We start from the raw sequence: 12,650 nt of genomic DNA on the forward strand, positions 1-12,650 counted from the left end.
GGCCCACCACCAGGCGCAGGGCAGGGTGCTTGAGCCGCGTCAGCTCATGGAACGCCGCCAGCGTGCCGTTGATAAACGTATCGAACCAACCGCCGATCAACAGGGTGGGCAAGGCGCGGGCGGCGATCTGTTCGGCCTTGGCATAAGGTGAGATCGCGGCCCAGTTGGCATCGTCGACGGGCCATTGGCGCCAGTCCTGGTAATGCGATTGCTCGGCGTGTTCGGTCAGCACCGAGGGTTGCGCCGAAACGGCCTGCTGCCAGTCGGGCGCAGCGGCAAATGCCTTGTGCTGGGCATAACCCTGAGCATCGCCTTGGCGGCGTGAGGCTTCGGCGCTGATTTGCACGCCCCATTCGACCATTTGCTTGAGCTGCATGGCGCCGTTTTCGTACATCCAGCCACGGCCAATGTCCCAAGGGGCCATGGCCGGAGCCACGGCTTTGAGCGACGGGCAATCGCCTGCGGCTGCGAGCAATTGCGCGCAGCCTTGGTAAGAAAACCCATACATCCCGACCTGACCGTCAGAACGGGGCAGTTGCGCGGCCCATTCAACGGCGGCGGCGCCGTCGGCTTCTTCGTGGCGGCCCGGGTGGAACGTCCCTTCGCTGGTGCCACGACCGCGAATGTCCTGCACCACCACGAGGTAGCCATGGGCGGCATACCAGGACGGATGCGCGTAACACAACGTGCAAGCGATGCGCCGCCCGTAGGCCTGACGCATCAACAGCACCGGGAAGCGCCCCGTGCCAACCGGACGATACACATCGGCGTCCAGCCGGACGCCATCGGCGGTGGTCATCGACAGCGTTTCAGGGGCCTGAACCTCAAGCAACCCTGGATAGATGAACGTAGAACTCATGATCGCGTGAACCTCGCAGCAACACGTTTCAGGCAGCGCCCCAGTGCCAGGGGCGGTGCGGTCAGGGAATTAACGCCAGCCCCGGATCTTGCCGGGGTTGAGCAGCCCGGCCGGGTCAAAGCGCCGCTTGAGCACCAGCACCTGCGGGTCAAGCACGCCCCCGTGTTTGCCGTCTTCGAGATGGAACACGTGCGGGTCGTCGATCCGGATGCCGCAACTGCGGTGAGCCGCCATCACCGCCTGGAGGCGCTCTGGCGTCTGGTAGCGCACCAGCGGCATGCCCACGCACAGCACGCGGCCTTGTGCGTCACGAATGAATTCGAGGTGGCTCATCACTTCGCCGGGCTCATGCCACTGGGCGATGGCCTGCAGTTGTTGCCAGGTCTCTCCATACGCGTAGCCGGTCTGCAGGTAGGTGAGGTTCTTGTCTTCTTTCAACGCGTGAAGCGTGGTGTGGTTCCAGCAATACTCCAGCAGTGTGTGGCCGGTTTCCCGTACCTCGGCGGCGGTTTTGGCCACGGCAATATGCCCGCCAAAGCTTGCCAGCAACTGTTCCAGCGGCTCACGGCCTGCGGGCGTCAGCGCGGTGATTACGGCATGTTCGTCGGCGCTGCGGTATGCGCTCAGCTCCGTGAAGTAATTGACCACGCCGGCCTCGAAAAAGGCGATGTTGCGCTTGCTGATGGCGGGGCTTTGCGCGAGGGCTTCGGCGCAATGAAACGCGGCGTCGGCACTCGGGAAGCTCAACAGGTACTCGTCCCACTCTTGCGCTGGCGCCACGGCAATCTCCAGCTCCAGGACGATGCCGTTGGTGCCATAGCTGTGGTTGAGCAGCAGCAGTTCGGGGCCGCGTATGTCGACAATCTGTGGCTCGGCTTCAACGGTGAGAATACGCGCAGCCAGCAAGGTGCCATGGGCGGCCAACGGCCCGTAGGTGATCGAACCGATACCACCGAAACCGCCCGCGAACAGACCGCCCAGTGTCGCCATGCGGTAGGTGGACGGCATGCAGCGCAGCTCCCGGCCATTTTCACGCAGCGCGTCTTCCAGTACCGCAAGGCGGATTCCTGCCTGGGCGCAGACCACATCGTCGCGCACCCACTGCACGTCGCTCAGGCCGCCCATGTCAATCACCAGCCCGCCCTGCAAGGGCACGGCCTGACCGTAGTTGCCAGTGCCGCCCCCGCGCAGGGTCATGCCGATGGCCGCCGCGCTGCAGGCGGCGACGATCTGGCGCAGTTCCTCAACGTTACGCGGCTTGACCGCCAGGTCGGCCACGCAGTCCGCCAGATCGTTCTTCAGGATCGGGCTGAACCAGTGAAAGTCTTTGGACAGGCGTTTGAGTTGGAACGCGCTGCTAATCCAGTCCAGCTCGGGCAATGCTGCACACAAGGCCTGGACGCGAGTTTTTTGATCAGTCATGAACACACCTGCAAGGAGAGGTTGAAAAGGTCACGCGCCACGGTCGGATTCACTGTCGTGCCAGCGCCCGATGGCCTTGTTGGACAACAGCGACATCCCCGCAAACAGCGCGATACCGACCACAGAAATCAGGAACAAGGCGGCAAACATGCGCGGGATGTTGAGCTGGAACCCGGCCTGCAAAATCTGATAGGCCAGCCCCGTGTTGGTGCCGCCGGTGCCGGCGACGAACTCGGCCACCACGGCGCCGATCAGCGCCAGGCCGCTGGAGATGCGCAGCGCGGCAAAAAAGTAGGGCAACGCCGTGGGCACCCGCAGGCGCAGCAGCACTTGCAGGCGACTGGCGCGGCGCAGCTTGAAGTACGCCAGCAGCCCCGGTGACACACTGCGCAGCCCCAGTGCGGTGTTGGAGATGATCGGAAACACCGCCATCAACGTGGCGCAGAGCACCATCGCCAGGGTGGTGTTGCTGACCCAGATGATGATCAACGGCGCCACTGCCACCACCGGCGTGACCTGGAGCAGCACGATGTAGGGGAAAAACGCCAGTTCAATCAGGCGGCTCTGCACGAAGATGAACGCCACCAGCACGCCGATAAGCACCGACAGCACGAACGACAGCGCGGTGATTTTCAGCGTGAACAGCAGCGCAGGCCCTAGCACGCCCCAGTCCTGAATCAGCGCGGTGAACATCATCACCGGCGTGGGGATCAGGTAGGCGGGCACCTTGAGTGCCGTGAGCACCAATTGCCAGGCGACCACCAGAACGATGGCAATCACCAGCGGGATGATGATGCGTTGCCGGGCCGGATTGGCGATCCAGGGTGTGGCTTTGACAGAACCGCTCATGAGGCTGACTCCTGACTGGCGGCCACCAGTAAGTGATGTAAATGCATGGCGTATTCACTGAAGCGTTTGGAGAGGCGAAACGACTCGTCGCGCGGAAAGGGCTCGTCGATCTTGATGTCGGCGACCACGCGTCCCGGACGCGCCGCCATGACGATCACCCGTTGCGACAAAAACACCGCTTCGTGAATGGAGTGGGTGACGAACATCACCGTCCACTGGTGGCGCTGCCAGAGGTCCAGCAAGTCGCTGTCCAGGGCGTTTCGGGTGATTTCGTCCAGCGCCCCGAACGGCTCATCCATCAGCAGCAAGTTGGGCTCGACCACCAGCCCGCGAGCGATGGAGGCGCGCATCTGCATGCCGCCGGACAACTCCCGGGGCAGCGCATCGGCGAACTTCTCCAAACCCACCCGTTGCAGCGCAGTCGCCACGCGACGGTCGGCTTCCCGGGGCGGCACACCTTCAAGCTCCAGGGGCAGGCGCACGTTTTTAAGCACGCTGTTCCAAGGCATCAGGGTGGCCTCCTGGAACACATAGGAGAGGTGTTTGCCGGTGCTGGCCAGTTTGTTGACCGGCTTGCGCCAGAGCAACAAGCGCCCGTCGCTGGGTTCGATCAACCCGGCGACCATCTTGAGCAAGGTGCTCTTGCCGCAGCCCGAGGGGCCCAGGAGCGTAATGAACTCGCCTTCAGCAATGCTCAGGTTGACCGGGCGAAGTGCCTGGGTGCCATTGGCATACACCTTTTCGACCGACAGCGCTTCAATGGCCATCGGCGCGCTGGCGGTTGTCGTGGTGGGTGCGGGGGGCACCAGAGAGGCAATCTTCATGGCATCACCGGTGCTTGCTCGATGAAACGGGTGGTGTACGTCTGATCAAGCGGCACCTTCGCGCTATCGATCAAACCGTACTGCACGGCCATGTCCCAGGTCTGCTTCATACGCGCCGGGGTGATGACGCCGATACCGCCGGTCTGTGCATCGCCGCCGGTCACCAGGCCGGTGCTGCGCAGTTTCTGCACCGAGTAATCAAGCTGGTCTTCGGTCATGGCCGGGTTGGCTTCACGAATCAGCTTGTTGCCGGGCGCCGGGTTATCCAGGTAGTGCTTGAAACCCAGCATCGAGGCATGCACAAAGGCCTTGAGCGCGTCGGGGTGCGCATCGGCCCAGCGGCTGTCACAGGCAATGGAGTTGCCATAGGGCGGGTAGCCCGCCTCGCTCAGCGGGTAGACCTTGAACGTGGCGCCAGCCTTGGTCAGTGAGTAAGGCTCAGAGGTCAAGTAACCCTGTTGCGCCAGGTTGTTGTCGGCCATGAAGGGCTGAACGTTGAAGCTGTAGGGGCGGGTGTGTTCGTCGCTGAAACCGAGTTGCGATTTCGCCCATGGCCACCAGCTGGAGTGCACAGAGCTGGAGATCAGGATGGTTTTGTTGCGCACATCCTTGAGGGTCGCGACATCATCATGGGCAATCACCACGACCGGGTCATGCTGGAAGGTCGCGCCCACCATGACCAGCGGCACGCCTTGCTGACGCGCCGAAAAGATCGCGATGTCTTCACTCAGGATGCACTGCGCCCGGCCAGCCGCCAGCAGTTGAATGGCATTGACCTGCGGCCCGCCCATTTGCACGCTCACATCGAGGCCTTCTTTGGCGTACAAGCCTTCTGCCTGGGCCTGATAGAACCCCCCATGCTCGGCCTGGGCGTACCAGTTGGTCATGAAGGTAAAGGGCGTGGCAGCCTGGGCCTGGCTGCCCAGGCAAGTTAGGCCGGCCAGCAGGATCAAACGATTTCGGACCTTGGATTCAAATCTCATGCTCAGCGAGCTCCTCAAGTGGGATAAGGCGACTTCAAGATTGACTCTGGGTGTGGTCGGTACTGCATTTACCGACCCGCTGGCGTCCTGGTGGGCACTGTTGGGTCTGGGTCGAACTCGGTTATGGCGATGTCTGAAGCCACGAGGCGGCGCTCATGCCAGCCCCCGCAGATACGTGGTGAAGGCCTCGGGCACGTGTTCACCGTGCAGCACGCTGCGTGCGGTGTCGGCAGGCCAGCTGTAAGGGTCGGTGCTGTGCAGCAGCGTCAGGTGGGCGGCCTTGCCCTGCAGGTCGGCGCCATGTTCGGCGCGGCTCAGCCAGTCGGCGCGGCACACGGTTTGCGACCAGGTGTCGAATACGTCATCGAGCTGCGCACTCAGCACCGCCAGTTGCAACGTGCTCAGCGGGTCGTAGTTGCCGATCGGGCAAAAGGCGTCTTGCACGTTGTCACTGCCCAGCAGCAGCGCAATGCCTCGCAGGCGGGCCTCCTTGAGCAGGGTCAGGCCGCGCAGCCTGGGGGTTCGGCCATGCACGGCGTCTTGCAGATACAGATTGGTCGCGGGCAGCGCGACGAGGGTAATGGGCGCTCGGGCGACGTCATCCAGGGTGGCCTGGGCCTGAGCCTCTGGGTAGGTCGAGAGCGCACAGGCGTGGCTACAGACGATCCGCCCGGGGAACTGCATGGCCGTGGCCGCACGGGCAACGGTTGCCAGCCCGCACGCCGCGCTGTTCAGTTCTTCATCAATGTGCAGGTCCAGATCTAGCCCGGCCTCGGCGGCACAGGCCAGCAAGTTGTGCAGCGCCTGCGCATTGAAATTGCTGCTATGGATAAACGCGCCCAGCACGCTGCGCGGGGCCTGGGTGTCATTGGCCAGGGTGTGGGCAATGCGCTGCACTACCGTCTTGTCGGCCAACAGTGGCAGCGGCAACAAGGCCACCTGTTCAAGATGAAAAAACGTGTCCTGAGCCAGCTCGCGGATCACCTGCCAGGCGGTCGGCGTTTCGGCACTCCACCAGTCGAGGTGGGTACGCAGGTGCGTCACTCCGTGGCTGCGGGCTTGCCCGAGCGCACGGCTGGCGCGCTGGCGCAGATCTTCCGGGGTCCAGAAAGCGCGATCAGCCTGGGTGGCTTCAATGGCCGCCAGCAGGCCTGGTGTTATCGCGCCCAAGCGACGGCGGGTGTAGGTTTTGTCCAGATGCGCGTGGGGCTCAACCAGGCCGGGCAGGGCGAGTGCGCCCAGGCAGTCGAGGCCCTTACCGGGGCCGCTGGCCGGTTGCACGCGGGTAACGATGCCGTCGTCGATATCGAGCCGTGCCGTTTCAGGCTGGCCCGCTGTGCGTGGCCAGGTCGCAGGCAAGAGCCAGGCGGGAAGGCGAAGATTATTGAGCTGCAGGGCCATCGCTAGAGCTCCAGTGTCAGGCTGTCGGAATCACAGCCGGCACAGCACAGGGCAACGTATGACTGGCGATCCTCGTCGGTCAGGCATTCATCTTGATGACGCGGGCGACCGTCCTGCCAACCCACCACACAACTGCCACATACCCCTTGTTCGCACACGGTTTCGCACGCCACGCCGTTGACCCGCAGGGCATCGATCAGGCGCTGTCCGGCGGCGACTTCAATCTCCCGGCCGCTGGCCGACAACAGCAGTCGGTAGCCGTGTTCGCTCCCGGTGCTCACGGCGCTGGCGCTGAAGTGCTCTTGATGCCAGTGAGCGTCTGGCAGCGCCGAGTAATGCGCCTGGACCGCCTGCATGAAACCGTCCGGGCCGCAGCAGTACACATGGGCGGCGTTGTCCGGCAGCTCAAGCGCACCTTGGCTGCTGTAGCTCACGGTCACGCAGTCGCGCCACGGCCCTTGCTCCAGCAACGGGGCAAAGAGCAGGTCTTCACGCTGACGCACCCTGGCGATCAACTGAAACGCTTCACCCGAGTGATGCAAGCTGTGCGCCATGGCGATCAGGGGTGTCAGGCCGACCCCGGCACCTACCAGCACATGCAGGCCCGGCTCGTGGGTCAGTGCAAACAGATTGCGCGGTGCACCGATGCTCAGATCGCTGTTGATCTGCGCCAATTGATGCAGCGCTCGTGAGCCGCCACGGCCATCGACTTCGTGTTTGACCGCAATCTCATAAAACTCGGTGTGCGCGGGGTCGCTGCACAGTGAATAGGCTCGCCGCACACCCGGCGCGATCTGCACCTCGACATGCGCGCCAGCACTGAATGGCGGTAGCGGGGCACCGTCGCGACGGGCCAGACGCCAGCAGTCAATAGTTGGCGTCAGTGCGTAACGGTGTTGAACGAAAACTTGGACATCAGCGGCTTTTGACATTTTTTGACCAATCGGTTTGATCGAATGGTTTGTAAAAAGCAATGTCTATGCCAGCGCCGCTGCGTGACGTTTTTTGAGGTGTGAAGGGGGGAGGGTTTAGCGGTTTAGACCGGCACCAATGAGCACAAAATTGACCAGTTCATCGAGGATTTCTGCGCGCAGCTCCGGCACTTGCAGGGATTGCCCCAGCACGCGCTCCGCTTGCAGGGCGTAATCGGCGTAGTACTGGGTCATCGCCCAGATGTGCATGAGGAACAAGCGGGGGTTGAGGGCGCGTATTTCGCCGGCATCCAACCAGCTCTGGATGCGCTCGATGCTCTTCTCGGTCCAGGGCGTCGCGTTCTCCCAGAAGGGCTGCAGGCGATGCCCGCCGCTGATCAGCTCGTGGGTGAAGACGCGGGACAATTCCGGTTCTTGCAACGCCAGATCGAGCTTTTTGCGTACGTAGTCGGCGATCACTTGCGCGGGCGTCTGGCTGTCTTTGTCCAGGGAGAACAGCGCGGCCCACTTGATGTAGATCTGTTCGAGAATCGCGGTGTAGAGCTGTTCTTTGTCTTCGATGTAGTAGTGCAACTGAGATTTGGTCATCCCGGCGCGTTTGGCAATGGACTGCGTCGAGGCGCCGTTGAAACCGTGCAGGCTGAATTCACTGATAGCGGCCGCGCGGATATTGTGAAGAACTTCCTGACGACTCAATTTGGCGGTTGCGGACCGCTTCTTAGGCTTCTCGATTGCATTCATTTAGTGCACCCGTGGCAAATTTGATGATTTTTTGAACCATTCCAGAGCAGCGCGGCGCATTGGCGCGTATTGCCCGGAATCTGGCCTAAGCGTACCCATTAAACGGGGCCGGGGCGAGGTCGGTGCAAGCCAACCCCATCCGCCACGGAGCTGTGCATACACGCAGGATCAAAAGATCGCGAGGCAAGCTCACTCTTATCAAACACAAATAAGTGATTGATTCCTAAGGCCCTGTAGGAGCGAGCTTGCCTCGCGATCTTTTGATCTTGATCTAAGAGCCCCCCTCACCCTAGCCCACTCCCGAAGGAGAGGGAACCGATTGGGGGATGCTGAAGATTCTCGGTAGCCTGTTTGCTGCGCGACAGCGCGGCGTCGAAGACGTACAGGGACGGTGAGTGGTTTAGTCCCAAGGCGATGCCTTAAGTTTCTGTTCCAGAAAATCCCTGAACACGCGTATGCGCGGGCTCAGGTTTTTGCGGTGGGTGTAGATCAGGTAAATGGGCTCTTTGGACGGGATGTCGTAGGTCTGCAGCAAGGGCACCAGCCTGCCTGCCTTGAGGTCTGCGCCTATATGGAACTGCGCAAGCTTGACGATCCCGCCGCCGTTCAAGGCGATGTCACGCTGTAAATCCCCTTGGGCAAAGACCGCCTTGGGCTTGATGGCCACCGTGACGGTCTCGCCGTCGACCCTGAACTGCCAGTTGTTCCAGGCGCTGTTAAAGGCAAAGTTGAAGCAGTCGTGGTTGAGCAGGTCTTCCGGGTGATTGGGCGTGCCTTTACGGGCGAGGTACTCCTGGGAGGCGCAGATGATCCACGCGCTTTCACCGATTTTGCGTGCCACACGGGATGAGTCCGGCAACACGCCGCTGTGAATGGCGATGTCCAGGCCCTGGTCAAAGTGGTCGACATATTGTGGCCCGACCTGCAAATCAACCGTGAGGCCTGGGTAGGTCGCCATAAACTCCGGCAGCCAGGGCATGATCTGGTGTTTAGCGAAGGTGGTCATGGTGTGGATGCGCAGCGCGCCGCTGACCTGGGTCGGGAAGGCCTCAGCCAAAGAGTCGGCTTCGGCCATGGCGTTCATGACTTTACGTGCGCTGACCAGGTAGGCCGAGCCTTCTTCTGTGAGCGTGAGGCTGCGGTTGCCGCGCTGGAACAGGCGCACTTGCAGGCGGTTTTCGAGGCGGCTGATCAGCTTGCTGACGGTGGACGGGGTGATTCCGTTCGCCCTGGCGGCCACCGAGAAATTGCCGTGTTCGTGCGCCCACAGAAAGGCTTGCATCTGGGAAAAATTATCCATTTTTATTCTCATCGCAACGAATGCGAGCAGCCTGCCATCAATCACCCACCCAAACAACTCACCTCACTGGCGCAGGTGGCCCAGCAGTGCCTGCAATGGATGCTGCAACGCTTTGCCTTCATGGCGCTTGACCTGGCTGCGGCAGGAGTAGCCGTCGGCAATCAGGTTGCCGCTCGGCATGTGCCGTTCGACCAACGGCTGCCAGGACTGCGAATAAATAACCGCAGAGGTCTTGGCGTTGCGGGCTTCATGGCCGTAAGTCCCGGACATGCCGCAGCAGCCGCTGGGCAGCACCTGCAACGTAAGGCCAAAGCCTTCAAAAACCTTCTTCCACAGATCAACGCTGCCCGGCTCGTTGGTGCGCTCGGTACAGTGCGCCAAGAACTGGTACACCTGCGGTGCGCCGTGCTTGAGCGTATCGGGCAATGCCGTCACTAGCCACTCTTGCGGCAGGGCCACTTGCGGCGCGCGGCCTTGTTCGAGGGTTTTGGCGTATTCCTGGCGGTACACCAGGGTCATGGCCGGGTCGAGGCCCACCAGCGGTATGCCGCTTTGCTCCAGTGCCATCAAGCCTTTGGCGGTGTTGGCTGCAGTCTTTTTAAAGGCCCCGAGAAAGCCCTGCACTTGCAACGGTTTGCCGTTGGGCGAGAAGGGCGCGAGGTAAACCTGATAGCCCAGCCGGGCAATCAACTCGATCCATTGTGCCGCCAATGGCGTTTCGAAATAGCGGGTAAAGGCGTCCTGCACCAGGATCACGCTGCGCTTGCGCTGCTCGTCACTCAACCGTGAAAGGGTTTTCGGCGTGGCGATTTGCACGTTCCATTGCGCGCACACGGCATGGAAATCCATCAGACTCAGCAGCGGGCTGTCGACCATACCGACCACGCGTTCCAGCAGGTATTTAACTGGCGCAGCGCTCATCAAGGCGTTGTACAGCCTCGGGAAGCGCGCAATGTGCGGGATGCTGAATTCAAGCGAGCCCACGGCGTAGTCTTTGAGCGGGCGCAGGTAGCGGCTGTGGTAGAGCTCCAGAAAACGCGCGCGAAAATCCGGCACGTTGACCTTGACCGGGCATTGCCCTGCGCAGGATTTGCACGCCAGACAGCCGGCCATGGCGTCATACACTTCGTGGGAGAAGTCTTTCTCGCCCAGCAATCTGGCCAGTGAGTTGCGGGTTCTGCGCAGCACGCCGGTGGAGTAATTGCCCAGCAGGTCCACGCCTTGCGCCCCTTGCTGGCGCAGCCATTCACGCATCAGCGAAGCGCGGCCTTTAGGCGAATGGATGCGATCACGGGTGGCTTTCCAGGACGGGCACATGGCGTCGTCGGGGTCGAAGTTGTAGCAGGCGCCGTTGCCGTTGCAGTGCACGGCGCTTTGGTAGCTTTGCCACACGCGCTCGTCGATTTGCCGGTCCAGATCACCGCGCAGCGGCACTTCGTCGACGCGGGTCAGGCGGGCCGTGCTGACCTGCGCCGGGGTGGCGATTTTGCCGGGGTTGAGCTGGTTGAACGGGTCGAACGCGGCTTTGATCGCCTGCAACGCCGGGTACAGCGCGCCAAAGTATTTAGGCCCGTATTCAGAGCGCAGGCCTTTGCCGTGCTCGCCCCACAGCAAGCCGCCGTATTTGTGCGTCAGGGCCGCCACGCCATCGGAAATCGGGCGGATAAGCGCCGCCTGGCGCGGGTCTTTCATGTCGAGGATCGGGCGCACGTGCAACACCCCGGCATCGACGTGGCCGAACATGCCGTACTCCAGTGCGTAACTGTCCAGCAGGGCGCGGAACTCAGCGATGTAGTCCGCGAGGTTTTCCGGCGGCACGGCGGTGTCTTCTACAAAGGGCTGCGGCCGGGCCTCGCCCTGCACGTTGCCGAGTAAGCCCACAGAGCGTTTGCGCATGGTGTAGACGCGTTTCACCGCTTCACTGCCCACCGCCAGTGTATGGCCCAGGCGGCGCACGCCGTTGTCGGTGTTCAAGTGTTCGATAAAGTCATGAACGCGCTGCTCCAGGCGCTCGTTATCGTCGTCGCTGAACTCGATCAGGTTGATGCCCAGGGTGGGTGTGGCCGGGTCCTGGGGGAAGTATTCGGCGACGCCATGCCAGACGATGTCTTTCATCGCCAGCATCAGGACTTTTGAGTCCACCGTTTCGATCGACAGCGGCTTGAGGGCCATCAGCGCCTTGGCATCGCGCAGCGCGTCCATGAAGCTGGCGTAGCGCACGTTGACCAAAATTGAATGCTGCGGAATGGGCAGCACGTTGAGCTTGGCTTCAATGATAAAACCCAGCGAGCCCTCAGAGCCGCACAGCAGGCTGTTGAGGTTGAAACGCCCATCGGCTTCGCGCAGGTGGGCGAGGTCATAGCCGGTGAGGCAGCGGTTGAGCGGCGGGAAGATTTCTTTGATCAGTTGTTGCTGGTTATCGGCAATGTCTTGGGCGCAGCGATAGACCTCGCCGATCACGTCGTTGCGCTCGGCCTGGCGGTGCGCCAGTTCGTTTGCCAGCGCCTGGCTGTCGAGGCGTTTGCCGCCCAGCAGCACGGTCGACAGTTCGAGCACGTGGTCGCGGGTTTTACCGTAGGTGCAACTGCCCTGGCCGCTGGCGTCGGTGTTGATCATGCCGCCGATGGTGGCCCGGTTCGAGGTGGACAGCTCGGGGGCAAAGAACAGGCCGTGGGCTTTTAGTGCTGCGTTGAGCTGGTCTTTGACCACACCGCTTTGCACGCGCACCCAGCGCTCTTCGACGTTGATTTCGAGGATGTTATTGAGGTGGCGGGACAGATCGACCACCAGCCCGTCGGTCAGCGACTGGCCGTTGGTGCCCGTGCCGCCGCCACGCGCGGTCAGCACGATGGAGCGGTACTCCGGCCGCGCAGCGAGTGCGCTCAGGCATTCGACATCGGCGTAATCTTTGGGGAACACCGCAGCCTGCGGCAAGCGTTGATAAATGGAGTTGTCGGTGGCCAGCACGGTTCTGAGGCCGAAATCACTGGCGATTTCACCCTTGAAGCCTTCCGTTGTCAGTGCGCTTAGAAAACGTTGGTAAGCGTCATCAAGACGGTGGAGGGGGGCGAGGCGGGCGATCATCGGTGGTTTTTCCTGCAGGCAAATTCAGTTCTACATTCACTCGGCGCATGGAGCTGGCTAACGCGCTCGCGCGGTGAAATTGATTTGGCAGGATTTTCAGGGTCTTGGCGCCACAAGGCAAACGTATAACGTGCAGCCTTTGCATGAGGTTTATGCATGAATGGGGGCGCAATCCCATTGTAATTACATGGACTCGCCCAAGCCGAGGCGTCTGTGCGCCACGGTGGCATTCTATTAGAAGCCAACGACAGCGAG

The 12,650-nt window shown here is 61.8% G+C and carries 10 protein-coding genes; all 10 read right to left on the reverse strand.

The window, feature by feature from the left end; all coding sequences use genetic code 11:
• Nucleotides 1–859 (reverse strand): CocE/NonD family hydrolase (locus GHO25_RS24170; protein WP_153392940.1); only part of this gene is annotated, 859 nt, incomplete at its 3' end.
• Nucleotides 860–928: 69 nt separating this feature from the next.
• Entirely contained in the window at nt 929–2,281 is a 1,353-nt protein-coding gene (locus tag GHO25_RS24175) for an FAD-binding oxidoreductase (protein WP_153392943.1), read from the reverse strand.
• Between the two features lie 30 nt (nt 2,282–2,311).
• Nucleotides 2,312–3,130 (reverse strand): ABC transporter permease, encoded by an 819-nt coding sequence (locus GHO25_RS24180; RefSeq protein ID WP_048369913.1) that lies wholly within the window; start codon nt 3,128–3,130, stop codon nt 2,312–2,314.
• Nucleotides 3,127–3,954, reverse strand: coding sequence for an ABC transporter ATP-binding protein (locus GHO25_RS24185; RefSeq protein WP_153392948.1), 828 nt, complete (start codon nt 3,952–3,954; stop codon nt 3,127–3,129). Before GHO25_RS24185 ends, GHO25_RS24180 begins: the two co-directional genes overlap by 4 nt.
• Complete coding sequence (locus GHO25_RS24190) at nt 3,951–4,937, reverse strand: ABC transporter substrate-binding protein (RefSeq protein ID WP_153392951.1); 987 nt, start codon at nt 4,935–4,937, stop codon at nt 3,951–3,953. The genes GHO25_RS24185 and GHO25_RS24190 overlap by 4 nt, the downstream gene beginning before the upstream one ends.
• Nucleotides 4,938–5,090: 153 nt before the next feature.
• Nucleotides 5,091–6,338 carry an amidohydrolase family protein gene (locus GHO25_RS24195; RefSeq protein ID WP_153392955.1) on the reverse strand — a complete coding sequence of 416 codons (1,248 nt, stop codon included), beginning with the start codon at nt 6,336–6,338 and terminating at the stop codon, nt 5,091–5,093.
• A 2-nt stretch (nt 6,339–6,340) separates the two neighbouring features.
• On the reverse strand, nt 6,341–7,270 hold the full coding sequence (locus GHO25_RS24200; protein ID WP_153392958.1) for a PDR/VanB family oxidoreductase: 930 nt from the start codon (nt 7,268–7,270) through the stop codon (nt 6,341–6,343).
• A gap of 96 nt (nt 7,271–7,366) precedes the next feature.
• Nucleotides 7,367–8,011, reverse strand: coding sequence for a TetR family transcriptional regulator C-terminal domain-containing protein (locus tag GHO25_RS24205; protein WP_048369918.1), 645 nt, complete (start codon nt 8,009–8,011; stop codon nt 7,367–7,369).
• A gap of 400 nt (nt 8,012–8,411) precedes the next feature.
• The gene (locus GHO25_RS24210; RefSeq protein ID WP_153392961.1) at nt 8,412–9,311 is read right to left on the reverse strand and encodes a LysR family transcriptional regulator; all 900 of its coding nucleotides are present in this window, start codon (nt 9,309–9,311) and stop codon (nt 8,412–8,414) included.
• A 63-nt stretch (nt 9,312–9,374) separates the two neighbouring features.
• Nucleotides 9,375–12,395, reverse strand: coding sequence for an FAD-binding and (Fe-S)-binding domain-containing protein (locus GHO25_RS24215; protein ID WP_153392964.1), 3,021 nt, complete (start codon nt 12,393–12,395; stop codon nt 9,375–9,377).
• Nucleotides 12,396–12,650 lie beyond the last annotated feature (255 nt).

The organism is Pseudomonas sp. FSL R10-1350, assembly GCF_009600525.1.
Lineage (GTDB): Bacteria > Pseudomonadota > Gammaproteobacteria > Pseudomonadales > Pseudomonadaceae > Aquipseudomonas > Aquipseudomonas helleri.

What these genes read in the sequence shown, in the direction of transcription:
- GHO25_RS24195 (WP_153392955.1), bottom strand. Translation starts at nt 6,338, where the DNA reads ATGGCCCTGCAGCTCAATAATCTTCGCCTTCCCGCCTGGCTCTTGCCT.
- GHO25_RS24190 (WP_153392951.1), bottom strand. Translation starts at nt 4,937, where the DNA reads ATGAGATTTGAATCCAAGGTCCGAAATCGTTTGATCCTGCTGGCCGGC.
- GHO25_RS24185 (WP_153392948.1), bottom strand. Translation starts at nt 3,954, where the DNA reads ATGAAGATTGCCTCTCTGGTGCCCCCCGCACCCACCACGACAACCGCC.
- GHO25_RS24180 (WP_048369913.1), bottom strand. Translation starts at nt 3,130, where the DNA reads ATGAGCGGTTCTGTCAAAGCCACACCCTGGATCGCCAATCCGGCCCGG.
- GHO25_RS24210 (WP_153392961.1), bottom strand. Translation starts at nt 9,311, where the DNA reads ATGGATAATTTTTCCCAGATGCAAGCCTTTCTGTGGGCGCACGAACAC.
- GHO25_RS24215 (WP_153392964.1), bottom strand. Translation starts at nt 12,395, where the DNA reads ATGATCGCCCGCCTCGCCCCCCTCCACCGTCTTGATGACGCTTACCAA.
- GHO25_RS24175 (WP_153392943.1), bottom strand. Translation starts at nt 2,281, where the DNA reads ATGACTGATCAAAAAACTCGCGTCCAGGCCTTGTGTGCAGCATTGCCC.
- GHO25_RS24205 (WP_048369918.1), bottom strand. Translation starts at nt 8,011, where the DNA reads ATGAATGCAATCGAGAAGCCTAAGAAGCGGTCCGCAACCGCCAAATTG.
- GHO25_RS24200 (WP_153392958.1), bottom strand. Translation starts at nt 7,270, where the DNA reads ATGTCAAAAGCCGCTGATGTCCAAGTTTTCGTTCAACACCGTTACGCA.